Source organism: Gordonia sp. (in: high G+C Gram-positive bacteria) (assembly GCF_047602025.1).
GTDB lineage: Bacteria > Actinomycetota > Actinomycetes > Mycobacteriales > Mycobacteriaceae > Gordonia.
Map to the genome: position 1 here is coordinate 1,821,632 of NZ_JASGII010000001.1, position 23,839 is coordinate 1,845,470.

Consider the following 23,839-nt stretch of genomic DNA (forward strand, 5'->3'; position numbering starts at 1 on the left):
GATGGGCACCCCGGTCGGCGCCGAGAACTTCCCCGAGATCACGGCGCCGGACCCGACCGCCACCGAGGACGCCCGGGAACGACTCGCATCGCCGGACGCCCTCGGCCGCCTCGCGGAGGTCGCCGTCTGGGTCGCCGCGTGCCAGGGCTCCTGTCCCCCGCGCCCGATCACCGATCCGACACTGGTCGTCTTCGGTGCCGACGACCTCGCCCCGTCGACGACGGCCCTCGCCGCGCGGGCCGCCGCGGCCATCCGCACCGAGAACCCCGCCGCCTCCCCCGACGACGGCCCCGTGGAGCGCGCCCGCGCCTCGGTCGCCTACGGACGCACGGTGGCCGACTCCCTCGTCGACGGCGGCGCCGACCTGCTGATCGCGGGTGACCCGGTCCCCGACGACCCGGCCGCCGCCGTGGTCATCGGCACCATCGCGGTCAAGGAACCGGTTGAGGTCGTCGGCACCGGCGGCGTCGACGCGGCCGAGTGGATCGCCCGCACCACGGCGGTGCGCGACGGGATGTGGCGGGCGCGCGGATCGACCGGGCTGGAACTGTTGGCCGTTGCCGACAGCGCCGGCCTCGCCGCCACCGCGGGCTTCCTCGCACAGGCCGCGGTGCGGCGCACCCCGGTGGTCCTCGACGGCACCGGCGCGACCGCTGCCGCCCTGGTCGCCGACGGCCTGGCGCCGGGCGCGGGTGAATGGTGGCTGGCCGGACACGTCGGTGCCGATCCCGCCCACGCGATCGCCCTGACGCGGCTCGGGTTGACGCCGCTGCTGGACCTCGGGATGGCCTCGGGCGGCGCGCTGGCCGCCGTGCCGCTGGTCGCCGCGGCGACCGAGATCCTCGCGACCGGCGGCTAGTTCCCGTCAGGCGGAGGTGACGGCCGCCGGCGCGGGATGCAGTTCGGTCATCCAGCCGTGGGTGTCGGCGAAGGTGCCGCGCTGGATCCCGGTCAGGGTGTCGCGCAGCGCCATGGTGACCTCGCCGGGCTTGCCGCCGCCGATCTCGTAGTCCTCGGACTCGCCGCGGACGCGGCCGACCGGGGTGATGACCGCGGCGGTGCCGCACGCGAAGACCTCGGTGATCGCCCCGTCGGCGACGCCGGTCTGCAGCTCGTCGATCGAGATGCGCCGCTCCTCGACCGCGAACCCGGCGTCGAGCGCCAGCTGCAGCAGCGAGTCGCGGGTGATGCCCGGCAGCAGCGAGCCGGTGAGCTCGGGCGTGATCAGGCGGGCGTCGGCGCCGGTGCCGAAGACGAAGAACAGGTTCATCCCGCCCATCTCCTCGATGTAGCGGCGCTCGATGGCGTCGAGCCAGACGACCTGGTCGCAGCCGTGCTCGGTGGCCTGCGCCTGGGCGACGAAGGCCGCCGCATAGTTGCCGCCGCACTTGGCCGCCCCGGTGCCGCCGGGGGCGGCGCGGACGTACTCGCGGGAGAGCCAGACGCTGACCGGCTTGATGCCCCCGGAGAAGTACGGTCCGGCGGGTGCGGCGATGACCGCGTAGCGGTACTCGTTCGACGGCGAGTTCACGCCCAACCCGGCCTGTGAGGCGAACATGTAGGGCCGCAGGTACAGGGCGGCCTCTCCCCCGGCCTCGGGGACCCAGCCGTGGTCGACGGCCAACAGTTCGCGCAGCGAGTTGATGAAGTCGTCGGTCGGCAGCGGCGGCATCGCCAGGCGCTCGGCCGAGCGCTGCATGCGCTCGGCGTTGGCCTCGGGGCGGAACGCCGCGATCGAGCCGTCCGGCTGGCGGTAGGCCTTGAGTCCCTCGAAGATCTCCTGGCCGTAGTGCAGGACCATCGCCGACGGATCCAGCGCGATCGGGCCGTAGGGCTTGACCTGCGCGTTGTGCCAGCCGCGCTCGCGATCGAAGTCCGCCACGACCATGTGGTCGGTGAAGTGCTTACCGAAGCCGGGGTCGGCGAGGATTTCCGCGCGGTGGGAGTCCGGCACGGCATGCGGGTGCAGCGTGCGGGTGAAGTCCAAGGTCATGGGTCAAAGCGTACTCGGCAGCCGCAAGCGCGTTTTCCCGGCTCGCGGCGGGCGCGAGGCCTAGACGTGCGACTCGACGAACGGCGGCAGCACGACCTCGCAGGGCAGTGCGCGACCGCGGACGTCGACGACGACCTCGTCGCCCTTCTTCACGCCCGACGCGGTGTCGATGAGGGCCAGCGCGATGCCGACCTGTGCCGTCGGTGAGAACGTGCCGGACGTGCACACGCCGATCTGCTCGCCGCCGTCGGTGCCACTCGGCCCGCTCGCTTCGCTCCCGGCGCCGGGCTTCAGCACGGCGCACCCCTCGCGCGGGATGCCGCGGCCCGTGGCGCGCAGGCCGTACAGGCGTCGCGCCGGGCCCTGCTCCTTCTCGGCCACCAGCGCGTCGCGGCCGAAGAATTCCGGCTTGTCCCAGCCGACGGCCCAGCCGGTGCGCGCCTGGTTCGGGGTGATGTCGAGGCCGAGTTCGTGCCCGTGGAGCGCGTAGCCCATCTCGGTGCGCAGGGTGTCGCGGGCGCCGAGACCGGCCGGGAGACCGTCGCGCGCGGTGACCTCGCGCAGGATCGCGCCGAAGACCGCCGGGGTGTCGTCCCACTTCGGCAGCACCTCGTAGCCGTGCTCGCCGGTGTAGCCGGTGCGGCACACGCGGACCGGGTACGACGTGCCGTCGACGTCGACTGCCGCGTCGGCGTAGGCCATGTACTCCATCTCGGTCGGCAGGCCCAGCCCCTCGAGCACCTCCGTCGAGCGCGGGCCCTGCACGGCGAGCACGCCGTAGTCGCGGTGCTGGTCGGTGATCTCGATGCCCTCGGGCGCGACGGCCCGCAGGGCGGCGACGACGGCCGCGGTGTTGGCGGCGTTGGGCACCAGGAACACCTCGTCGTCGGACACGAGGTAGGCGATCAGGTCGTCGACGACGCCGCCGCTGGCGTCGCAGCACATCGTGTACTGCGCCTTGCCCGGGGCGATCTTGCCCAGGTCGTTGGTCAGCGTGGCGTTGCAGAACGCCGCGGCGCCCGGTCCGCGGACCAGGGCCTTGCCGAGGTGGCTGACGTCGAAGACGCCGACCGCGCCCCGCACCGCGTTGTGCTCGGGAACCGTGCCCGAGTACGACACCGGCATGTTCCAACCGCCGAAGGCGGCGAAGGTGGCACCGAGTTCGCGGTGCTGCTCGGTCAAGGGTCCGTCGAGGAGTTCGTTCGCTTCGGCCATGGGCAAAGACTAGCCCGAGGGCAACGGCCCTTCTGTGGCAGAGTTGGAGTCGTGAGCAACTCTGACACCGCCGACCGGGTCCGCGGCCCGGAATTCGACCTCGCCACCTCGATCGCCCGCGCCGACAGCGCCCTGCTGATCGGCCTCGCGCAGCCCGCCGACGACGGCGACGCGCCCGTCCTCATCATCGGGGACGGCCTCGTCGACGACGCCGCCGCCGAGGCCCTGGAGACCGGGCTCACCGCCCTCGGGGCCACCGGCAAGCACGGTGAGATCACCCGGGTGCCCGCACCGGCCGGCCTCGACGTCGACGTGGTGGTCGCCGTCGGCCTCGGCGTGCTGGACGACGACGCCGAGGGCGGCGAGACCGACGCGGCGAGCGCGGCCGCCGAGTCGCTGCGCCAGGCGGCCGGCATCGCGGCCCGCGAGCTGTCCGGCCACGCCACCGTCGCGACGACGCTCTCCGCGCTGGCCATCGAACCGGTCGTCGAGGGACTGTTCCTGGGGGCCTACCGCTTCGAGCTGTTCCGCTCCGACGACGGCGCCAAGGCCAAGAAGGGCGCGGACAAGACCGTCGTTCCGGCGAAGTTCCACCTGCTCGTCACGGCGAAGAGCACCGAGGCGAAGAAGGAACTCGCCCGCGCGGTGACGATCGCCGACTCGGTCGCCATCGCCCGCGACTTCGTCAACACCCCGCCCAGCCACCTGTACCCGGAGGAGTTCGCCAAGCGCGCGGCCGCCCTCGGCAAGAAGTACGGGCTGACCGTCGAGATCCTCGACGACGCCAAGCTCGAGCGCGCCGGCTACGGCGGCATCATCGGCGTCGGCAAGGGCAGCTCGCGCAAGCCGCGCCTGGTCCGGCTGACCCACGGCGGGAAGAAGGGCGGCAAGTCGGTCGCCCTCGTCGGCAAGGGCATCACCTTCGACACCGGCGGCATCTCCATCAAGCCCGCCGCCAACATGGACCACATGACCTCCGACATGGGCGGCGCGGCCGCCGTGATCGCCTCGGTCATCGCCGCGGCGCGCCTCGGCACCGACGCCGCGGTCACCGCGACCGTCCCGATGGCCGAAAACATGCCGTCGAGCACCGCGCAGCGGCCCGGCGACGTCCTCACGCAGTACGGCGGCAAGACCATCGAGGTCCTCAACACCGACGCCGAGGGCCGCTTGATCCTGGCCGATGCGATCGTGCGCGCCCTCGAGGACGATCCGGACTACCTGATCGACACCGCGACGCTGACCGGCGCGCAGATGGTGGCGCTGGGGACCCGCACCCCCGGCGTGATGGGCAGCCGCGACTTCCGCGACCGCGTCGCCGAGCTCTCCCGCCGCGTCGGCGAGAACGGCTGGGCGATGCCGATCCCCGCCGAATTGCGCGCCGACCTGACCTCCCGCGTGGCCGACATGGCCAACGTGACCACGCACCGGTTCGGCGGCATGCTGGCCGCGGCCACCTACCTCAAGGAGTTCGTCCCGGCCGGGCAGGCGTGGGCGCACATCGACATCGCCGGTCCGGCGTTCAACTCCGGCGGCACCTGGGGCTACAACCCGAAGGGCGGCACCGGCGTACCGGTCCGGACGCTGATCGCGGTGATCGAGGACATCGCCGAGAACGGCTGAGCCTTCGCCTGTAGGGTTGGAACAAGCGGCGACCATCCCCGTCCGCACCAGGCGACCGGCGCACCACCAATTCGCGCTTCACCTGCCAAAACCGAACTAGTTCGAGGAGTCAAAAAGCAATGGCCTTCTCCGTCCAGATGCCCGCGTTGGGTGAAAGTGTCACCGAAGGAACCGTCACCCGGTGGCTCAAGGCGGAGGGAGACACCGTCGCGGTCGACGAGCCGCTGCTGGAAGTCTCCACCGACAAGGTCGACACCGAGATCCCGTCCCCGGCCGCCGGCGTGCTCGTCAAGATCGTCGCCGCCGAGGACGACGTGGTCGAGGTGGGCGGTGAACTCGCCGTGATCGGCGAGGCCGGCGAGGCCGCCCCGGCGGCACCTGCGCCCGCCGCCGAGCCCGCGGCCCCGGCTCCGGCCCCCGAGCCCACTCCCGAACCCGCTGCACCGGCGGCCCCCGAACCCGCTGCACCGGCGGCCCCCGAACCGGCTGCCGCGACTCCCGCCGTCACCCCGTCCGCCGCTCCCGCGGGCGGCGCCGAGGGCACCGACATCGTCATGCCCGCACTCGGCGAATCGGTCACCGAGGGCACCGTGACGAACTGGCTCAAGGCCGTCGGCGACACCGTCGGCGTCGACGAGCCGCTCCTGGAGGTCTCGACCGACAAGGTCGACACCGAGATCCCGTCCCCGGTGGCCGGCACGCTGCTGGAGATCACCGCGAACACCGACGACGTCGTCGAGGTCGGCGGCAAGCTGGGCGTCATCGGCAGCGGCGCGCCCGCCGCCGCCCCCGCTCCGGCAGCACCGGCTCCCGCCCCCGCGGCCCCGGCACCGGCTCCGGAGCCCACCCCGGCGCCCGAGCCCGTGGCCGCGACGCCGCCGCCCGCGCCTGCCGCTCCGGCTCCGGCCCCCGCGGCCGCTCCGACCCCGGCTCCCGCACCGACTCCCGCGCCCGCACCGACCCCGGCGGCCCCGGCCACCGAGGCACCGGCGTCGGCCGACAGCAGCGGCGGCGTCTACGTGACCCCGCTGGTCCGCAAGCTGGCCGCCGAGAACAACGTCGACCTGTCGCAGATCACCGGCACCGGTGTCGGCGGCCGCATCCGCAAGCAGGACGTCCTGGCCGCGGCCGAGGGCGGCGCCGGCGCCAAGGCTGCGCCCGCCGCCGCCGCGCCGGAGGTCCGTCCGGAACTCGCCGCGCTGCGCGGCACCACCGCGAAGGTCAACCGGATCCGCGAGATCACCGCGGCGAAGACGCTCGAGTCGCTGCAGACCAGCGCCCAGCTGACGCAGGTCCACGAGGTCGACATGACCAAGGTGGCCGCGCTGCGCGCCGAGGCCAAGGAATCGTTCAAGGCGAAGGAGGGCGTGAACCTCACGTACCTGCCGTTCTTCGCCCGCGCGGTCGTCGAGGCGTTGAAGGTCCACCCGAACATCAACGCCAGCTACAACGACCAGACCAAGGAGATCAGCTACCACGGCGCGGTTCACCTCGGCATCGCCGTGGACACCCCGCAGGGCCTGCTCTCCCCGGTCATCCACAACGCCGACGACCTGTCGCTGGCCGGGCTGGCCCGCGCGATCGCCGACATCGCCGAGCGCGCGCGCTCGGGCGGGCTCAAGCCCGACGAGCTCGCCGGCGGCACGTTCACCATCACCAACATCGGCAGCCAGGGCGCGCTGTTCGACACCCCGATCCTGGTCCCGCCGCAGGCGGCGATGCTGGGCACGGGTGCAATCGTCAAGCGCCCCGTCGTGCTCTCCGACGACGACGGCACCGAGTCGCTCGCCGTCCGGTCGATGGCCTACCTGCCGCTGACCTACGACCACCGCCTGATCGACGGCGCCGACGCCGGCCGCTTCGTCACCACGGTCCGCAAGCGGCTCGAGGCCGGAGAGTTCGCCGCCGACCTCGGGATCTAGCGCCCGATGCGCGTCCTGGTCGCCGGCTCGTCGGGGCTGATCGGCACGGCCCTGGTGGCCGCGCTGCGCGGCTCCGGCACCGACGTCGTCCGACTGGTCCGCCGCGAAGCCCGCCTGCCCGACGAGTTCAGCTGGGATCCCGAGGGCTTCGGCGTGCCCGACGAGGCCCTCGACGGCGTCGACGCCGTGGTGTCCCTCGGGGGCATCGGCGTCGGCGACCGACGGTGGAGCGGACATTTCCGCCAGCAGCTGCGGGACTCGCGCATCACCCCCACCCAGGTGCTGGCCGAGGCGATCGCCGCGGCGAAGGTGCCCGTGTTCCTGTCCGCCAGCGCCACCGGCTACTACGGGGACACCGGCGACCGCGAGGTCACCGAGGCCGACGGTCCGGGCAGCGGTTTCCTGCCCGATCTCACCGTCGACTGGGAGGCCGCCGCCGAACCCGCCGCCGCGTCCGCCCGCGTCGCACTCCTGCGGACCGGTCCCGTCCTCGCCCCGCGCGGCGGACTCCTCGCCAAGCTGCGGCCCGTCGTCAAAGCCGGGCTGGGCGGGCGGATGGGTGACGGCCGCCAGTTCCTGCCGTGGATCTCGCTGCGCGACGAGGTCGCCGCGATTGAGTTCCTGCTGACCCACGACGTCGACGGACCGGTCAACCTCACCGCCCCGATCCCCGTGCGCTTCGGCGAGTTCATCGCCACCTACGGCACGGTGCTGCACCGCCCGACGCGACTGCCGGTGCCCGCCGCCGCGCTGCGCCTCGTCGGCGGCGACATGGCCCGGGAAATGATTCTGGGGTCCGCGCGCGTTGTACCCGATGTGTTGACCAAGGCCGGGTTCTCGTTCACCGACGGAACGCTCCTCGACGCCCTCACCTGGACGCGGTGACGATGCGTAACGACTCCCTGCGCCGCGACCCCGCACCCCTGGAGGTGCGGTGGCTCGGCACCGTCGACTACGCCACCGCGTACGACCAGCAGCACGAGCTCGCCGAGGCCCGCGCCGCCGGCGAGCTCGACCACGACGTCCTGCTCCTCCTCGAGCACCCGTCGACCTACACTGCCGGCAAGCGCACCGAGGCATCCGACCTGCCGACCGACGGCTCGGCGGTGATCACCGTCGACCGCGGCGGCCGCATCACGTGGCACGGCCCCGGACAGTTGGTCGGCTACCCGATCGTCGCGCTCGCCGAGCCCCTCGACGTCGTCGAATACGTCCGCCGGATCGAGGAGGCGCTCATCGGCGTCTGCGCCGACCTCGGCGTCGACAGCGGCCGTGTCGACGGCCGGTCGGGCGTGTGGCTGGACCAGGGGCGGCGCAAGATCGCGCAGATCGGCATCCGCGTCGCCAAGGGCGTCGCCCTGCACGGCTTCGCCCTCAACGTCGACCCGGACCTGAGTGCCTTCGACGCCATCGTGCCGTGCGGCATCGCCGACGCCGGCGTGACCTCCCTCGCCCGGGAGACCGGCCGACCCATCACCGTCGACGACGTCCGCGGCGCCGTCGCCGACGCCATCGCCCATTGGCTCGACACACCGCTGCCGGCGCCCTCCGCCCAACCCGCTGCCCAAGGATCACTGTGACCACCCCCGACGACTCCCCGAACCAGGCCCCCGACGGCCGCAAACTGCTGCGGTTGGAGGTGCGCAACGCGCAGACGCCGATCGAGCGCAAGCCCAAGTGGATCAAGACCCGGGCGACGATGGGCCCGGAGTTCACCGACCTCAAGAGCCTCGTCAAGCGCGAGGGCCTGCACACGGTGTGCGAGGAAGCGGGCTGCCCGAACATCTACGAATGTTGGGAGGACCGCGAGGCCACCTTCCTGATCGGCGGCGAGCAGTGCACCCGCCGCTGCGACTTCTGCCAGATCGACACCGGCAAGCCCGCCGAACTGGACCGCGACGAGCCGCGGCGCGTCGCCGAGAGCGTCGCCGCGATGGGGCTGCGCTACTCGACCATCACCGGCGTCGCCCGCGACGACCTGCCCGACGAGGGTGCCTGGCTGTACGCGGAGACCGTCCGCAAGATCCACGAGCTCAACCCGGGCACCGGCGTGGAGAACCTCATCCCCGACTTCCACGCCAAGCCCGACCTGCTGGCAGAGGTCTTCTCCTCGCGCCCGGAGGTGCTCGCCCACAACCTGGAGACCGTGCCCCGGATCTTCAAACGCATCCGCCCGGCCTTCCGCTACGAGCGCTCCCTCGACGTCCTCACCCAGGCCCGCGACTTCGGCCTGGTCACGAAGTCGAATCTGATCCTGGGCATGGGCGAGACGATCGAGGAGGTGCGATCCGCGCTGGTCGACCTGCACGAGGCCGGGTGCGACATCGTCACCATCACGCAGTACCTGCGACCCTCGCCGCGCCACCACCCGGTCGAGCGGTGGGTCAAGCCCGAAGAGTTCGTGGAGCTCTCCGAGTACGCCACCGAACTCGGCTTCGCCGGCGTCATGGCCGGGCCGCTGGTCCGCTCCTCCTACCGCGCCGGTCGCCTGTACGCGCAGGCGATGGCCCGCCACGGCCGTCCGCTCGCGCCCGCAATGGCGCACCTGGCCGACGACTCGTCGGCCCACCAAGAGGCGTCGAGCCTGCTCGCGCGGCTCGACAGTAAGGTGTAACCCATGGCCAAGAACTCGGCAGCAGACAAGCAGGCGGCGACCAAAGAGGCGAAAGCCGCCGCCAAGCAGGCGCGCAAGCAGGCCTCCAAGGAGCGTCGCCAGCAGCTCTGGCAGGCGTTCCAGCTGCAGCGCAAGGAAGACAACAAGCTCATCCCGTACCTCGTCGGGGTGTTCCTGCTCGTCGTGGCGATCGCCGTCGGCATCGGCTACCTGATCGGTCAGCCGTACCTGATGATCCCGATCGGCATCATGTTCGGCCTGCTGGCCGCGTTCGTGCTGTTCGGCCGCCGCGTGCAGAAGACGGTCTTCACGAAGGCCGAGGGCCAGCCCGGTGCCGCGGGCTGGGCGCTGAGCAACATGCGCGGCACCTGGCGCATCGAGCAGGCCGTCGTCGGCACCACCCACCTCGACGCCGTGCACCGCGTCATCGGCAAGCCGGGCGTCATGCTCGTCGGCGAGGGCAACCCGAACCGGGTCAAGGGCCTGCTGAGCCAGGAGAAGAAGAAGATCGCGCGCGTCGTCGGCGACACCCCGATCTACGTCGTGATGGTGGGCAACGACGAGGGCCAGGTCGAACTCGGCAAGCTCGAGAAGCACCTGAACAAGCTGCCCAAGAACATCAACAACAAGCAGGTCGACGCCCTCGAGGCGCGCCTGGCGGCCCTGGGCACCCGCAAGGGCGGCGCCGCGCTGCCCAAGGGCCCGCTGCCGCAGGGCGCCAAGGTGCGCAACATTCAGCGCACCGCGCGCCGCCGCTGAGCCAGATCCGCACACCCCAGCGCCACGCGCCGAGCCGTCGCCGGTGCGATGGTCAGCCACGCGCCGCCGTCGGCGGCCGTCGCCGGCACCGACACCACATCGCCCCGCGCTGAGCAGAACACGGCGACCGCGCCGTGCAGGGGCTGCCGCTCGGCGTCGACGGCGGTGATCTCCGCGGCGCAGGTCGCCGACCCCAGGACGGTCGCGATGGTCTGCGCGTGCCGCGAATCTGCCCCCGCCGCGCGCAGCGCCGAGAGGATGTCGGCGGCGTCGAACTTCCCCGTCAGCCGCGGGATCAGGTCCTGCTCGCGCACGCGTATCGACTGACAGTCCGCGGGTGCGGTCAACGGCAGCAGCGCGGCGAGCGTTGTCGGGTCGCCGGCGTCGACGGTGCGCAGCTGTTCCCCCGGCGTCACGATGCGCGCGGTGAACTCGACCGATTCCACGTCCCGGACCGTACCCACTGAGTAGGGTGGGCCGCAGTCACTTCGGGGGGAGGACTACATGTCGGGGGACATCTGTATCGACGGCGCGGTCACCACCGCGCGCACGCTCTTCGCCGCGGGCCTGGAGGCCCTCGGCTTCAGTTTCGACGGCCAACACGCCGCCGTCGACCGTGCCTACGCGCTGCGCGCGCTTCGGCGCGCCACCGAGCTCGCGCCCGACATGGGCGACGCCTGGCTCGGGCGCGTGGCGGCCGGCGACGACGACCGCGCCACACTGCTCGCCCTGCACCGGGCCGGCGGATCCATCGGCGACGAACAGCGGCGCATCGGGTTGCCGCCGCGCTCGCTGCACGCCCGCTTCCCCACCGGTCTGTACCTGGACTATCCGCTGACCGACGCGACCGAGGCGGCGCTCGCCTTCGCGTGTGCCGCGATCGGCGACGGCGACTACGACGGTGCCGACGCGGCGCTCACGACGGCCGCGGGCGGACCGGCCACCGCCTTCGTGCGCGCCCTGCTGCACTTCCGCACCTCCCGCTGGCCCGACGTGCTCATCCACGTCGAGTCCGCGCTCAGGTCCGACGACGACCACCTGCGGGCGGTCGCGGCACTGATGGCGGGCACGTCCTGCGCCCAGCTCGGCCTGTTCGACGAGGCGATGCGCCGGTTCGACGACGCCGAGGACGGCCCGGTGCCCGGCGCCGCGCTGGCCGCCCGCTTCACCCGCGGCATGTGCCTGCGCGAGTTGGGCCGGCCGGAGGAAGCCAAAGCCCTGTTCGAGCAGGTCTACGCCGCGTCGCCCGAGTTCACCGACGCCGCCGCGGCCCTGCGCAACCCCGGGTATCGCCTCGTCGTCACCACCGCCGAGCAGATCGCCGCACGGAGCGACCGGTGGGATCCCGAATCCGTGCCCGTCGACGACGGCCCGTCGGCCGATGACGCACTGGTCGCCGAGGCCGCCGCCGAACTCGACCGGCAGATCGGCCTGGCCGGGGTGAAGGAGCAGGTCGCCCGACTGCGGGCATCGGCGGCTTTGGCGGCAGTCCGTGCCGCCAAGGGGCTGGCGAGCGAGTCCCGCACCCAGCACCTGGTCTTCACCGGTCCGCCCGGCACCGGCAAGACGACGATCGCGCGCATCGTCGCCAAGCTCTTCCACGGTCTGGGCATCCTCGCCACCGATACGGTCGTCGAGGCGTCGCGGCGCGACTTCGTCGGCGAGCACCTGGGTGCCACCGCGATCAAGACCGACGCCCTGATCGACCGCGCCCTGGACGGCGTGTTGTTCATCGACGAGGCGTACACCCTGATCGAGAGCGGCCTGCACGGCGGCGACGTTTTCGGCCGCGAGGCCGTCGACACTCTGCTGGCCCGGATAGAGAACGACCGCGATCGGCTCGTCGTGATCATCGCCGGCTACGACGGCGAGATCGACCGTTTCCTCGCGGCCAACGAGGGACTAGCGTCGCGGTTCACCCGGCGCATCGCCTTCGAGTCCTACTCCCCCGACGAGCTCGCCCGGATCGGCGAGGCAATTGCCGCCGGACGCGACTCGGTGCTGGCGCCGGGCGCCGTCGATCTCCTCCGGCAGCGGTGCGCACCGCTGTGCGAGGGACTGGTGGCCGGCCGCAGTGGTCGGCCACAGCGCGAGATCGATCTCGCCGGCAACGGCCGATTCATCCGCAACGTCGTCGAGGCGGCCGAGGAGGAGCGCGAGTTCCGGCTGAGCACGGTGGCCGATCCGGCCGACCTGGACCGCGACGCGCTCATGCGAATCGAGGCCGCCGACGTCGACGCCGCGCTGGGCAAGGTCCTCGCGCTGCGCAGCCCCTGAGTCAGCGGCTGCGGACGACCGCGGTCTGGGTGACCCGATCGTGGAGAGCTCGGCCGTTGTTGTCGTTGATCAGCGCGGGCACGATCAGGACGATCAAGACCTGCCGCACGACGGCCCGGAAAACGCCGACCGCGGCGCGCATCTCGGTGTTCGCATCGCCCAGGTCGACGCGGATGACGCGCAGGCCGACGGCGAATTGCCCGGGCGTGAAACCGAACAGTGTGACTGTTCCCACACCGATCACGAACCAAATGGCCAGCTGCGGGAACGTTACCGCGGCCAGGCGCTCCTCCACCGTCGCCGCGTTGCCGACGAACAGGAAAGCCGCCGCATAAGCCATGATCCAGTCGAGGAACAGACCGCCGACACGGCGGGCGCCCGACGGCAGGCTGCCCGGTCCCGCGGCCGGCAGCCCGAGGTCCTGACCTGGGTATTCATTGTCCTTGGCAGCGGTGTCGTCGACGCGCGGCCCGGACAGCCACCCGCCGGCCGCGCGGCGCTTCGGATCGGATCCCATGCCCTCATCCTAGGGGGCCGACGTCGACCCCCATTCGGCGGTTCCCGCCAGTGCACGACCCCTTGTTTGCCATAGTGGTTAGCGGTCCTCTCTCGGCCCGGCACAGCGTCGTGCGTTGGTTAACACGGGAGAAACATGACTTTGACCGGAGGGCAACTTGCCCTCCCTAACGTCATCGTCACTGCCAGACACCTGGCGCAGTAGCCACTCGTTCCCCCACCGGCTACACACAAGTGAAGGAGTCACCGGACGGTGTATAAGAGCAAAGAAGAACTTCTCGAGGGCATCAAGAAGGAGAAGGTCGAGTACGTCGACATCCGCTTCTGCGACCTGCCCGGTGTGATGCAGCACTTCTCGATCCCGGCGTCGGCGTTCGACGAGTCGGTGTTCGAGGACGGCCTCGCCTTCGACGGTTCGTCGGTCCGCGGCTTCCAGTCGATCGACGAGTCCGACATGATGCTGCTGCCCGACCCCGCGACGGCGCGCATCGATCCGTTCCGCAAGGCCAAGACGATGAACCTGAGCTTCTTCGTCCACGACCCCTTCACGCGTGAGGCCTACAGCCGCGACCCGCGCAACGTCGCCCGCAAGGCGGAGGACTACCTGGCCTCGACCGGTATCGCCGACACCTGCTTCTTCGGCGCCGAGGCCGAGTTCTACATCTTCGACTCGGTGTCCTACGGCTCGGAGATGAACGGCACCTTCTACAAGGTCGAGTCCGAGTCCGGCTGGTGGAACGCCTCGCAGCCCAACGACCCCGACGGCAGCCCGAACCTCGGCTACAAGGTCCGCCCCAAGGGCGGTTACTTCCCCGTCGCCCCGTACGACCACTACGTCGACCTGCGCGACGAGATGTCGACGAACCTGATCAACTCGGGCTTCGAGCTCGAGCGTGGCCACCACGAGGTTGGCACCGCCGGCCAGGCCGAGATCAACTACAAGTTCAATACGCTGCTGCACGCGGCCGACGACGTCCAGCTGTTCAAGTACATCATCAAGAACACCGGCTGGCAGAACGGCAAGTCGGTCACCTTCATGCCGAAGCCCCTCTTCGGTGACAACGGCTCGGGCATGCACGCCCACCAGTCGCTGTGGAAGGACGGCAAGCCGCTGTTCCACGACGAGTCCGGCTACGCCGGCCTGTCGGACCTGGCGCGCTACTACATCGGCGGCATCCTGCACCACGCCCCGTCGCTGCTGGCGTTCACCAACCCGACGATCAACTCGTACAAGCGCCTGGTGCCCGGCTACGAGGCCCCGATCAACCTGGTCTACAGCCAGCGCAACCGCAGCGCCTGTGTGCGTATCCCGATCACCGGCAACAACCCGAAGGCCAAGCGCCTCGAGTTCCGTTGCCCGGACAGCTCGGGCAACCCGTACCTGGCGTTCGCCGCGATGATGATGGCCGGCCTGGACGGCATCAAGAACAAGATCGAGCCGCACGAGCCGGTCGACAAGGACCTCTACGAGCTTCCGCCGGAAGAGGCCAAGTCGATCCCGCAGGCGCCGACGTCGCTGGCCGAGGTCATCGACAAGCTCGAAGAGGACCACGAGTACCTCACCGCGGGTGGCGTGTTCACCGAGGACCTCATCGAGACCTGGATCGCCCTGAAGCGCGAGAACGAGATCCTGCCGACGCAGATCCGTCCGCACCCCTACGAGTTCCAGCTCTACTACGACTGCTGATCTCCAACCCGCGAAAGCCCCCGGCCGGCCCTGTGCCCCGGGGGCTTTCGTGTTCGCCCGCTTCACAGCTGCTTCACAGCTAAATAGTGGCGTATGTCACTGGCGCCGGGTAGTATGAACATTAGTTCGAATCAACGTTCATGGCGGCAGTTCGCAGGGGGCGAATCCGATGACAACAGCAGCGGTGCGGGAGCACAACGTGTTGGCTGACGGTCTGCCGGATTCACCTGTCGAGTTGGCCGCGTTGATCGATGCCGCGACGGTCAAGCTCGCCGACGCCAAGCTCGGTTTGCTGACCGATGGGCAGGTGCAGGCGACGGTGGAGTCGTTGGAGACGACGCGCCGACGCATGGACGGCGTCGATGCGGCGTTCTACGTGGAGGTGTCTGATCGGCAGGTGTTCCTGCGGACGGGAAGCAAGAAGCCCCGTGACTTCTACGCCCAGTATTTGCGGCTGGGCGCGGCTGAGGCGCGTCGGCGTGAGGATGTGGCCGCCTCGATCGGCCGGTTGTCGTCGATGACCGGGGAGAAGCTGCCGCCCAGGCGTGAGCTGTTGGCCGAACTCGTAGCCGCCGGGCAGGCCTCTGGTCATCACGTGCGCGAGGTGGAGAAGGCGATGGGCGCCATCCCCGCAGCGGTGCCAGTCGAGGACGTCGAGCAGGCCGAGGCCACCCTGTCAGCGGCGGCGATAGAACTTCCACCCGAGGACATGGGCAAGCTCGGCCAGCGGATTCTGGCGCATCTCGACCCCGACGGCACCTTGACCGACGACGAAGACCGGCAGCGTCAACGCGGCCTGAGTTTGGGGCGTCAGGACACCCAAGGCATGAGCAAGCTGTCGGGGTATCTGACTCCGGCCGCGCGGGCGTTGCTGGAGGTGTGGCTCGAGAACTGGGCCAAGCCGGGCATGAACAACCCGGACGATGAGAACTCGATCGACGGCTCTGCCGCCGAACTGGGTGCTGAGGATCGTGACGCCCTCGCCAACGCCGCGGCCCGCGACCGTCGCACCCCCGCCCAGCGCAACCATGACGCTTTTGTCACCGCCGCCCACTGGATCCTCGGCCACGGCGCCCTGGGCCCACCGGCCCGAATCCCGGCCGAGCTGGTCATCACCATCGACGAAGCCGACCTGGCCCGACGCGCCGGGGTCGCCACGACCGCGACCGGCACGCTGCTGCCGGTGAGCGAGTTGATCGACCTGGCCGCTGAGGCGACCCCGTGGCTCGAAGTGTTCAAGCAGGGGACGCGGCAGGTGCTGGACCTGTACCGCGGGGCACGGATCGCCTCGAAGGCACAGCGGCTGGCGTTGTTCGGACGTGATCGTGGCTGCACCCGCCCGATGTGCCCGCGCCCGGCCTCCCAATGCCAGGCCCACCACGCCACCAAGGATTGGGCTGACGGCGGCCTGACCAACATCGGCGACCTCACCCTCGCGTGCGGGCCCGACAACCGCAACGTCGGCACCAACCCCGGCCAATGGGAAACCACGCCCCTCACCCACGGATCCGACACCGGCCGCACCGGATGGCGCCTGGCCGGCAGTGGCGGCCACTACCGCACTAACCCACTGCACGACCCTATGCGCGAGACGAGGAACTCAAGTCCTCCCGGGACCGGTCCGCCTCTCCCGGCTTAGCCTCGCCTCGCAGCGCCCACGCGGCCACGAGCGCAGTGGCGACCAAGACGCCGGTTCCGACCCACGCCGCCGTCGTCAGGCCGTCGACGAAGGCGGTGCGCGCCTGAGCGACCAACTGGTGACCGCGCTCCCCCACGACGTCGTGCGCCGTCGCCAGCGCTCCGGCCAGGCTCCGCCCGGCGGCCGTGCCCGCGAAGTCCGCGTCGTCGAAGGACAGGCGGTACACGGCGTTGAGCACACTGCCGAGGACCGCGATGCCGAGCGCGCCGCCGAACTCGCCCGACGTCTCCAGCAGGCTGGAGGTGGCGCCGGCCCGGTCGGCGGGCGCGACGCCGACGATGTAGTCGGCGATGACGGCCGACACCGCCACCGCGCCGGACGCCAGCAGTGTGGCGCCGACGAGGACGACCGCCAGCGAGTGCGTCGTCGTCAACGCCGCGATGACCGCGAAGCCCGCCGCGGCGACGAGTAGCCCGGTGATGACCACCGGCGGTCGACCGAAGCGCACCGACCCGGCGGCCGCAGCCGGCGCCGCAGCCGCGATGAACACCGACGGCAGCACACTCCACAGCGCCGCGGACAGCGGCGAATACCCGAGGACCGACTGCAGGTACTGGGTCATCATGATCGCGTTGCCCAGGATCGCGAACGCACCGATGACGTTGATCCAGATGGAGACCGAGAACCGGCGGTCGGCGAACATCGTCAGGTCGACCAACGGCTGGGCAAGGCTCCGCTGCCGCCACACGAACAGCCCGCCGACGGCGACACCGACCAAGATCAGCAGCAACCAGGTGAACGACCAGCCCTCGGCGCCCAGCTTCTTGATGCCCTCGATCAGCGGCAGGATCGCACCCAGCGCGAGGACGGCACTAACCACATCGACGCGGCGCGTCGGCTCACCGGTATCCGCGGGCAGCAGGATCGGCGCGACGACGAGCAGGGCCACCATGACCGGTACGTTGATGAGGAAGACCGAACCCCACCAGAAGTGCTCGAGCAGGATCCCGCTGATGATCGGTCCGACGGCCACACCGCCGGTGAACACCGCGCTCCAGGTCGCCACCGCCTTGGCGCGCTGCGCGGGATCGTCGAACAGATGGCGCACCAGCGCAAGCGTCGACGGCATCAGCGTCGCACCACCCACGGCCAGCAGGGCGCGAGCTCCGATCAGCATCGCCGGGGACACGGCGAGCGCGGCGGCGACCGACGCGACGCTGAAGGCGACCGCGCCGATCATCAGCAGGCGCCGGTGCCCGATCCGGTCGGCCACCGACCCCATCGTGAGCAGCAGTCCGGCGAGGACGAAGCCGTACACGTCGAAGATCCACAGTTGCTGTTCGGCAGTCGCGTGGAGGTCGTCGGCGATGTACGGTGCGGCGAAGAACAAGACGGATACGTCCATGGAGACGATCAGCATCGGCAGGCACAGCGCCACCATGCCCGCCCACGGCGAACGCGGAGAAGACATCATCACTCCTATATGTATATAGCGCATACTGTTTATAACGAACGCTAATGCTAAGCCTGTTCTGCGTATGACGCAAGCAGTAGTCGGGATAGCATGACGACATGGCGACACCGCGCGAATCGCTCCCCCGATACCTCCAACTCATGTGGGGTATCGACGTGGGCACCCGGCGCGGCCCCAAACCGAAGCTGACCGTCGGCGACATCGGCGCCGCCGCGGCCGCCATCGCCGACGCCGACGGCCTCGCCGCCGTGTCCATGAAGGCCGTCGCCGACCGGCTCGGCGTCACCTCCATGTCGCTCTACCGCTACGTCGAATCCAAGGACGACGTATACGAGCTGATGGTCGACGAGGGCTACGGCCTGCCCCCCGCCGGCCTGTTCGACGACGCCGACGAGTGGCGCACCCGAATCGCCGCATGGTCGATGGGCGTGGCCGGGCGGCTCCGCGCGCACCCGTGGTTGACCGAGCTGCCCATGCTCCGCCCGCCGGCCGGCCCGAAGACGCTGCGGTGGACCGATGCGGGTATCGCCGCCTTCAACGGCACGGCCTTTCCCGACGGCCAGCGTCTCTCGACGCTGCTGCTCATCTCCGGCTTCCTCCGCAACCACGTGCGGATGTCGGCGGAATTGGGCGCCTTCGACCCGGATCGGCCGTCGAGTGCGGACCACTACGGGGTCGTGCTCGCCGATGTGATCGACGCCGAGAACTATCCGAACCTGCGCCGCGCCGTCGCCGCCGAGTATCTCGACGACGACGGGGAGGACTTCTACGACGACGAGCTGCGGTACGGCCTCGACCTGATCCTGGACGGCATCGCGACGCGGATCGCCGCGCACCGCTGAGCCCCGTCCGGCCGGCCGCGCTCTGTTACCTTGGGCGCATGCGCAAAGCCACCCTGATCTCGTTCGCCGCCCTGTCCGCCACCGCCGTGCTGCTCGCCGGCTGTGATTCCAAGAAGGACGACATCGGCGACCCCCCCAAGTGCGCGACCGCCACCGCGCCCACCGACGCCAAGGCCGACTGGACCTTCAAGGGCGCCACCGGCGAGATCAAGGTCGTCGCCCCGACCGAGGAGCACGCCCCCGGCGTCACGGTCGCCGGCCCGTTCACCGTCGCCGACACCACGCCGCACACCCTCGCCGAGGGCACCGGCGACAAGATCAAGCTCGAGGACACCGTCTCGGTCTGCTACCACGGCGTCAACGGCGCCGACGGCAGCGTGTTCGACAGCGCCTACCAGCGCGGCGAGCCCACCGACTTCCCGCTCAACGGCGTCGTCCCCGGTTTCCAGAAGGCGATCGTCGGCCAGAAGAAGGGTGCGAAGGTCGCCGTCGCTGTCAGCCCCGCGGACGGCTACCCGAACGGCACCCCCGACGGCTCGATCAAGCCGGGCCAGACGCTGATCTTCGTGCTGCAGATCAAGGACGTGCAGACCGCGTAGCGGTCCGGCATTACAGGGCGGCGAACAGCCCCTGGTTGAACTCGAAGGCGCGAACCGCCTCGGCCGTCAGTCGACCGACGGCACCGTCGTCGAGGCCGAGGGCGTCGAGACGATCGCGGTAGGCGTCCTTGTAGCGCTTGAGCTTGTCGATCCCGTCGAAGCGGTAGAAGCTCAGCGCGTCGTCGGACATGCCGTAGTGGTTGCGCATCCGGCTGGCGATGATCTGGCCGCCGGACAGGTCGCCCAGGTACCGCGTGTAGTGGTGGGCGATGAAGCGTGCCGAGTCGGCGGCGCTGGCCGTGATGGCCGCGACATAGTCGGCGGTCACCGGCAACGGCGTCAGCGCGTCGACGTCGACGCCGAGCGCCCGCAGGTCCGACGTCAGCGCGGCCTCCCGGTCGAGTTTGTCGTCCAACACGGCGGCAGCGATCGGGTCGCCGGCCAAACCACGGCCGACGGCCTCGAGCGCGCGGTAGACGAACAGCAGCTGGCCGGCCAGCGCGGCGTACGCGTCGACACCGAGTTTGCCGCCCATCAGGTCTTCAACGAAGGCCGAGCGCTCGGCGTTCTCGTGGGCCTGCGCGGTCGCTTCGCGGAGCACCTCGGAGGTGCGAGTGGTCGCAATTGCCATGGTTGGAGTCTACCCACCCGCGAGTGAGGGCTGCCTAACTTGTGGCACAAGCCACGGGGTTCAGTTCGCAGCGAGTTTGACCACGAGCACCCGGTGATCGGACCCGGGCAGGGTGCGCGTGGCGACGTCGGTCGCGACGAAGCCACGGCTGATGACGTGGTCGATGCCGACGACCGGGCCCAGCACCCGATCAGTCGGGTAGGTGGGCTTCCAGCCCCCGCCGGCCTGATCGGTGGCGTCGACGATGCCGCCCCGCAGCAGATCGCGGTAGTGCTTGTGGTCCCAGGTGGCGTTGAAGTCACCGATGGCGATCATGCGGCCGGACGGGAGCTGCTCGACGTGCCCGCGCAGCACCGACATGTCTTTGACGGCGATCTCGCCGTACCCGCGGCCGGGGATCGGCGCACCCGAGTGGACGGCGAGCACGCGAGTGTCTCGGGCGCCGGGCAGGTCGGTGACCGCCGCGAGGTTGTTCAGGATCATCCCGTCGAGGCGGCGCTGGTCGCGCTGCGGCGCACGGGTGAGCAGCACCGTCCCGGCGGCGCCGTTGCCGGGGATCGCGTACACGTTCGGCAGGGCCGCGGTGATGGACGAGGCCTGGACGCGGGCCAGGGCCTCGGGTGTGACCTCCTGCAGGCTGACGACGTCGGGCTTCACGTCGCCGACGATCGCCGCGAGCGCCGGGACGTCGGCGGCCCCCACCGTCAAGTTCGCCGACAGCACGGTGATCCTCGGTGCTTCGGCCGCCGGCGCCGGCGCAGACCGCCACAGCGGGATCTGGGTGACCAGCAGGGCCCCGACGACGACGGCCGCCAGCGCCACCAGGATCCAGCTGCGCAGACTCGCGAAGACGAGGACAGCGGCCAGGGTGGTCAACACCGCCAACGGGACGGCGCTGGTCGGATAGATCGTGAGGTTCCCGCGCTGCGGGACGAAGTGCAGCACGACCGCCGCGATTCCGGCCGCGAGCAGCAGCAGGCCGATCACCAATCCGCCGATGCGGAACGCCTTGCCCATCATGCCGATCACCCTATCGGGATGGTCGGGTCAGGCCCCGAACACCTCGGTGACGACCGCCTTGGCGCGTCGCGTGACGCGCAGGTAGTTCTCCAGGAACTCGCCCGCCTCGTCCGCCGGCCAGCCGGCGGCGAAGGCGACCGCCCGCAGCGACGCACCCGGCCCGGGCAGCTCGTCGACCGGTTTGCCACGCACCAGGACCAGCGCGTTGCGCGCCTTCGTCGCGGTCAGCCACGCGTCGCGCAGTTTGTCGACCTGGTCTTCGGGCAGCAGTCCGTCGGCGGCGATGGCGTCCAACGACTGCAGCGTCGAGGTGTTGTGCAGGTTCGGGTGGTCATGGGCGTGGCGCAGCTGCACCAATTGCACCGTCCATTCGATGTCGGCGAGTCCACCGCGGCCGAGCTTGGTGTGCAGCGCGGGATCGGCTCCGCGCGGCAGCCGCTCGGCGTCGACGCGGGCCTTGATCCGCCGGATCTCGCGCACGGCCTCCGGCGACACCCCGCCCTCGGGGTACCGAATCTTGTCGGCCATGTGCAGGAACTCGATGCCCAGGTCCTGGTCGCCGGCCACCTGGTGCGCGCGCAGCAGCGCCTGGATCTCCCACGGCTGCGCCCACTGGTCGTAGTAGGCCCGGTACGACGCCAGGGTGCGCACGACCGGCCCCTTGCGCCCCTCGGGCCGCAGGTCGATGTCGACCTCGAGCGGCGGGTCCGCACTCGGGGTGCCGAGCATGGTGCGGACGTTCTCGGCGACCGTCGACGCCCACTTGATCGCGACGGTCTCATCGGCCCCGGGCAGCGGGTCGCAGACGAAGATGACGTCGGCGTCGGAGCCGTAGCCGAGTTCGCCGCCGCCGAGGCGGCCCATGCCGATGACGGCGAGGCGCGCCGGCGGCTCCTCCCCCGGCGCCAGCGACTTCGCGATGACGACCTGCAGCGACGCGTCGAGCACCGCGGCCCACACCGAGGACAGTGCGGCGCAGACCTGCGGCACGTCGAGCATGCCGAGGACGTCGGCCGACGCGATGCGTGCGAGCTCGGCGCGGCGGTGCCCGCGGGCGATCGCGACCGCCTGCTTGAGGTCGGTCCGCCGGACGGTCGACGCGATCAGTCCCTTGGCCACGTCGGCCGGCTCGACGCCGATCAGTTTCGGCCCGTCGGCCCCGTCGGTGTAGAGCTTGATGACCTCCGGCGCCCGCATCAGCAGATCGGCGACGTAGGCCGACGTGCCGAGCACATGCATCAGCCGCTGGGCCACCGCGCCGTCGTCGCGCAGCAGCCGCAGGAACCACTCGGCGTCGACGAGCTCCTCGCAGAGCTTGCGGTAGTTGAGCAGCCCGGCGTCCGGGTCGGGCGTGCGGCTGAGCGACTCCAGCAGCGACGGCAGGATCAGCAGTTGGATCTGCCCGCGGCGCCCCGGCGACGACGCCAGCGCCCGGATGTGTCCGAGGGCCCGGTCCGGCTGGGCGTACCCGAGGGCGGCGAGGCGGCGCTCGGCCGATTCGTCGGACAGGGTGAGTTCGTCGGCCTCGAATCGCGTCACCGACTCCAGCAGCGGGCGGTAGAACAGCTTCTCGTGCAGCTGCCGGATGCGCGTCCGCTGCTTGCGCAGGTCGACGCGCAGCACACCGGCGGCGTCGAGGTCGCCGGTCGGCCGGATGTGCGCGGCGCGGGCCAGCCAGCGCATCGCGGTGTCGTCGTCGGGCTCGGGCAGCACGTGGGTGCGCGACATCCGCTGCAGCTGCAGCCGGTGCTCGAGCGAGCGCATGAACTGGTACGACGCCGAGAGGTTCGCCCCGTCGTCGCGACCGACGTAGCCGCCGTCGGTCAACGCCTCGAGTGCGTCGACCGTCGAGTAAACCCGCAGCGATTCGTCGACGCGCCCGTGCACCATCTGCAGCAGTTGGACGGCGAACTCGACGTCGCGCAGGCTGCCGCTGCCCAGCTTCAGGTTGCGCTCGCGCAGCTCGGTCGGCACCAGCGACTCGACTCGACGACGCATGGCCTGCACGTCGACGACGAAGTCGTCGCGCTCGGCGGCCGTCCACACCAGCGGGGTGACCGCGTCCATGTACTCCTGCGCCAACTCCATGTCGCCGCACATGGCGCGCGCCTTGAGCAGCGCCTGGAACTCCCAGGTCTTCGCCCAGCGCTGGTAGTAGGTCAGGTGACTCTCGACCGTGCGGGTGAGGGCGCCGGCCTTGCCCTCCGGGCGCAGCGCCGCATCCACCTCGAAGAAGGCCGCCGACCCGATCCGCATGAATTCACCGGCGATGCGCGCCGACGTCGAGTCGGCGGGTTCGGCGACGAAGATGACGTCGACGTCGGAGACGTAGTTGAGCTCACGGGCGCCGCACTTGCCCATCGCGATGACCGCCAGGCGCGTCTCCAGCGGGTCGTCGCCGCACACCTGGGCGATCGCGACGGCCAGGGCCGCGGTCAGGGCAGCATCGGCGAGGTCGGCCAGCAGGGCACCGATCTCCGGCATCGGCACGACCGGCTCGTCCTGCACGGTCGCGGCGAGGTCGTGCGCGGCGATCACCAGCACCTGGTCACGGTAGGCCAGGCGCAGCGCGATCACCGCTTCGGGACCGGTCACCGCGGCACGGTAGAGCAGGTCGCCGGGCTTGGCCGACGGATCGGGTTTGGCATCGACCGAGGCGAGCATCGCGGTGCGCATCGTCTCGGCGTCGGGCAGCCCGCCCGGCAGGAGCAGGCGCCACGACTTCGGTTCGGCCACCAGGTGGTCGCCCAGGGCGTCGGAGGCGCCGAGCACGGCCAACAGGCGGCCGCGAAAGCCCGTGTCCGAGGCGATCAGCCCGTCGAGTTCCGGCCAGCCATCGCCGACGGCGGCCTGCAGCCGCACCATCGCCTTGAGCGCGAGGTCGGCGTCGGGGGCCCGGGACAGCGCCCACGCGACGTCGGCGCGTTCCTCGGTGTTCCAGCCGAGCTGGGACAGGTCGGCACCGGCCGACTGGTCCAGCAATCCCAGTCGGCCCGGACTCGGCACCGATCCGCGACGCATGCGGTCG

At 70.9% G+C, this 23,839-nt stretch carries 20 protein-coding genes; 12 read left to right on the forward strand and 8 right to left on the reverse strand.

Features of this window, described 5'->3' with window-relative positions:
• Position 1 precedes the first annotated feature (1 nt).
• Positions 2–859, forward strand: coding sequence for a nicotinate-nucleotide--dimethylbenzimidazole phosphoribosyltransferase (locus QM728_RS09035; protein ID WP_415031694.1), 858 nt, complete (start codon positions 2–4; stop codon positions 857–859).
• 6 nt (positions 860–865) lie between these two features.
• On the opposite strand, the gene QM728_RS09040 is transcribed toward QM728_RS09035, so the two are convergent.
• Positions 866–1,993 (reverse strand): branched-chain amino acid aminotransferase, encoded by a 1,128-nt coding sequence (locus QM728_RS09040; RefSeq protein ID WP_415031695.1) that lies wholly within the window; start codon positions 1,991–1,993, stop codon positions 866–868.
• Between the two features lie 60 nt (positions 1,994–2,053).
• Positions 2,054–3,208: a glycine cleavage system aminomethyltransferase GcvT gene (gene gcvT, locus QM728_RS09045; protein WP_415031696.1), complete on the reverse strand. Its 1,155-nt coding sequence runs from the start codon at positions 3,206–3,208 to the stop codon at positions 2,054–2,056.
• A 51-nt stretch (positions 3,209–3,259) separates the two neighbouring features.
• On the opposite strand from gcvT, the gene QM728_RS09050 reads away from it, so the two are divergent.
• The 6 genes from QM728_RS09050 (at position 3,260) to QM728_RS09075 (ending at position 10,126) form a co-directional block, all read left to right on the forward strand.
• The gene (locus QM728_RS09050; RefSeq protein WP_415031697.1) at positions 3,260–4,831 is read left to right on the forward strand and encodes a leucyl aminopeptidase; all 1,572 of its coding nucleotides are present in this window, start codon (positions 3,260–3,262) and stop codon (positions 4,829–4,831) included.
• Between the two features lie 119 nt (positions 4,832–4,950).
• Entirely contained in the window at positions 4,951–6,753 is a 1,803-nt protein-coding gene (gene sucB / locus QM728_RS09055; RefSeq protein WP_415031698.1) for a 2-oxoglutarate dehydrogenase, E2 component, dihydrolipoamide succinyltransferase, read from the forward strand.
• A gap of 6 nt (positions 6,754–6,759) precedes the next feature.
• Positions 6,760–7,638 (forward strand): TIGR01777 family oxidoreductase, encoded by an 879-nt coding sequence (locus tag QM728_RS09060; protein WP_415031699.1) that lies wholly within the window; start codon positions 6,760–6,762, stop codon positions 7,636–7,638.
• Positions 7,639–7,640: 2 nt separating this feature from the next.
• Complete coding sequence (gene lipB, locus QM728_RS09065; RefSeq protein WP_415031700.1) at positions 7,641–8,333, forward strand: lipoyl(octanoyl) transferase LipB; 693 nt, start codon at positions 7,641–7,643, stop codon at positions 8,331–8,333.
• The gene (gene lipA, locus QM728_RS09070) at positions 8,330–9,367 is read left to right on the forward strand and encodes a lipoyl synthase (protein WP_415031701.1); all 1,038 of its coding nucleotides are present in this window, start codon (positions 8,330–8,332) and stop codon (positions 9,365–9,367) included. The genes lipB and lipA overlap by 4 nt, the downstream gene beginning before the upstream one ends.
• A gap of 3 nt (positions 9,368–9,370) precedes the next feature.
• Positions 9,371–10,126, forward strand: a complete 756-nt coding sequence (locus QM728_RS09075; RefSeq protein WP_415031702.1) for a DUF4191 domain-containing protein — start codon at positions 9,371–9,373, stop codon at positions 10,124–10,126.
• Here the strand turns inward: QM728_RS09075 and QM728_RS09080 are convergent.
• Entirely contained in the window at positions 10,102–10,572 is a 471-nt protein-coding gene (locus QM728_RS09080; RefSeq protein ID WP_415031703.1) for an ESX secretion-associated protein EspG, read from the reverse strand. The genes QM728_RS09075 and QM728_RS09080 overlap by 25 nt on opposite strands.
• Positions 10,573–10,630: 58 nt before the next feature.
• Between QM728_RS09080 and eccA the strand changes: the two genes are divergently transcribed.
• A complete protein-coding gene (gene eccA, locus QM728_RS09085; RefSeq protein ID WP_415031704.1) occupies positions 10,631–12,403 on the forward strand; it encodes a type VII secretion AAA-ATPase EccA in 1,773 nt (590 codons plus the stop codon).
• A 1-nt stretch (position 12,404) separates the two neighbouring features.
• On the opposite strand, the gene QM728_RS09090 is transcribed toward eccA, so the two are convergent.
• Positions 12,405–12,920, reverse strand: coding sequence for an RDD family protein (locus QM728_RS09090; protein ID WP_415031705.1), 516 nt, complete (start codon positions 12,918–12,920; stop codon positions 12,405–12,407).
• A gap of 252 nt (positions 12,921–13,172) precedes the next feature.
• On the opposite strand from QM728_RS09090, the gene glnA reads away from it, so the two are divergent.
• On the forward strand, positions 13,173–14,606 hold the full coding sequence (glnA, locus tag QM728_RS09095) for a type I glutamate--ammonia ligase (protein ID WP_415031706.1): 1,434 nt from the start codon (positions 13,173–13,175) through the stop codon (positions 14,604–14,606).
• 169 nt (positions 14,607–14,775) lie between these two features.
• The gene (locus tag QM728_RS09100) at positions 14,776–16,245 is read left to right on the forward strand and encodes a DUF222 domain-containing protein (protein ID WP_415031707.1); all 1,470 of its coding nucleotides are present in this window, start codon (positions 14,776–14,778) and stop codon (positions 16,243–16,245) included.
• Here QM728_RS09100 and QM728_RS09105 read toward each other — a convergent pair.
• Positions 16,187–17,716, reverse strand: coding sequence for an MFS transporter (locus tag QM728_RS09105; protein ID WP_415031708.1), 1,530 nt, complete (start codon positions 17,714–17,716; stop codon positions 16,187–16,189). The two genes, QM728_RS09100 and QM728_RS09105, sit on opposite strands and share 59 nt — an antisense overlap.
• 101 nt (positions 17,717–17,817) lie before the next feature.
• Here QM728_RS09105 and QM728_RS09110 point away from each other — a divergent pair, with 101 nt between their 5' ends.
• Positions 17,818–18,561: a TetR/AcrR family transcriptional regulator gene (locus tag QM728_RS09110; protein ID WP_415031709.1), complete on the forward strand. Its 744-nt coding sequence runs from the start codon at positions 17,818–17,820 to the stop codon at positions 18,559–18,561.
• A 38-nt stretch (positions 18,562–18,599) separates the two neighbouring features.
• The gene (locus tag QM728_RS09115) at positions 18,600–19,160 is read left to right on the forward strand and encodes an FKBP-type peptidyl-prolyl cis-trans isomerase (RefSeq protein WP_415031710.1); all 561 of its coding nucleotides are present in this window, start codon (positions 18,600–18,602) and stop codon (positions 19,158–19,160) included.
• 10 nt (positions 19,161–19,170) lie between these two features.
• Here the strand turns inward: QM728_RS09115 and QM728_RS09120 are convergent, their stop codons facing one another.
• The 3 genes from QM728_RS09120 to QM728_RS09130 are packed head-to-tail and all read right to left on the reverse strand — an operon-like array spanning position 19,171 to position 23,832.
• Positions 19,171–19,791: a heme oxygenase (biliverdin-producing) gene (locus tag QM728_RS09120; protein WP_415031711.1), complete on the reverse strand. Its 621-nt coding sequence runs from the start codon at positions 19,789–19,791 to the stop codon at positions 19,171–19,173.
• 60 nt (positions 19,792–19,851) lie between these two features.
• Positions 19,852–20,811, reverse strand: coding sequence for an endonuclease/exonuclease/phosphatase family protein (locus QM728_RS09125; RefSeq protein ID WP_415031712.1), 960 nt, complete (start codon positions 20,809–20,811; stop codon positions 19,852–19,854).
• 27 nt (positions 20,812–20,838) lie between these two features.
• Positions 20,839–23,832 carry a bifunctional [glutamine synthetase] adenylyltransferase/[glutamine synthetase]-adenylyl-L-tyrosine phosphorylase gene (locus QM728_RS09130; protein ID WP_415031713.1) on the reverse strand — a complete coding sequence of 998 codons (2,994 nt, stop codon included), beginning with the start codon at positions 23,830–23,832 and terminating at the stop codon, positions 20,839–20,841.
• Positions 23,833–23,839: the final 7 nt, after the last annotated feature.

What these genes read in the sequence shown, in the direction of transcription:
- QM728_RS09110 (WP_415031709.1), top strand. Translation starts at nt 17,818, where the DNA reads ATGGCGACACCGCGCGAATCGCTCCCCCGATACCTCCAACTCATGTGG.
- QM728_RS09075 (WP_415031702.1), top strand. Translation starts at nt 9,371, where the DNA reads ATGGCCAAGAACTCGGCAGCAGACAAGCAGGCGGCGACCAAAGAGGCG.
- QM728_RS09130 (WP_415031713.1), bottom strand. Translation starts at nt 23,832, where the DNA reads ATGCGTCGCGGATCGGTGCCGAGTCCGGGCCGACTGGGATTGCTGGAC.
- QM728_RS09105 (WP_415031708.1), bottom strand. Translation starts at nt 17,716, where the DNA reads ATGTCTTCTCCGCGTTCGCCGTGGGCGGGCATGGTGGCGCTGTGCCTG.
- QM728_RS09115 (WP_415031710.1), top strand. Translation starts at nt 18,600, where the DNA reads ATGCGCAAAGCCACCCTGATCTCGTTCGCCGCCCTGTCCGCCACCGCC.
- QM728_RS09100 (WP_415031707.1), top strand. Translation starts at nt 14,776, where the DNA reads ATGACAACAGCAGCGGTGCGGGAGCACAACGTGTTGGCTGACGGTCTG.
- gcvT (WP_415031696.1), bottom strand. Translation starts at nt 3,208, where the DNA reads ATGGCCGAAGCGAACGAACTCCTCGACGGACCCTTGACCGAGCAGCAC.
- QM728_RS09090 (WP_415031705.1), bottom strand. Translation starts at nt 12,920, where the DNA reads ATGGGATCCGATCCGAAGCGCCGCGCGGCCGGCGGGTGGCTGTCCGGG.
- QM728_RS09035 (WP_415031694.1), top strand. Translation starts at nt 2, where the DNA reads ATGGGCACCCCGGTCGGCGCCGAGAACTTCCCCGAGATCACGGCGCCG.
- QM728_RS09120 (WP_415031711.1), bottom strand. Translation starts at nt 19,791, where the DNA reads ATGGCAATTGCGACCACTCGCACCTCCGAGGTGCTCCGCGAAGCGACC.
- QM728_RS09040 (WP_415031695.1), bottom strand. Translation starts at nt 1,993, where the DNA reads ATGACCTTGGACTTCACCCGCACGCTGCACCCGCATGCCGTGCCGGAC.
- sucB (WP_415031698.1), top strand. Translation starts at nt 4,951, where the DNA reads ATGGCCTTCTCCGTCCAGATGCCCGCGTTGGGTGAAAGTGTCACCGAA.
- QM728_RS09125 (WP_415031712.1), bottom strand. Translation starts at nt 20,811, where the DNA reads ATGATGGGCAAGGCGTTCCGCATCGGCGGATTGGTGATCGGCCTGCTG.
- eccA (WP_415031704.1), top strand. Translation starts at nt 10,631, where the DNA reads ATGTCGGGGGACATCTGTATCGACGGCGCGGTCACCACCGCGCGCACG.
- QM728_RS09060 (WP_415031699.1), top strand. Translation starts at nt 6,760, where the DNA reads ATGCGCGTCCTGGTCGCCGGCTCGTCGGGGCTGATCGGCACGGCCCTG.
- lipB (WP_415031700.1), top strand. Translation starts at nt 7,641, where the DNA reads ATGCGTAACGACTCCCTGCGCCGCGACCCCGCACCCCTGGAGGTGCGG.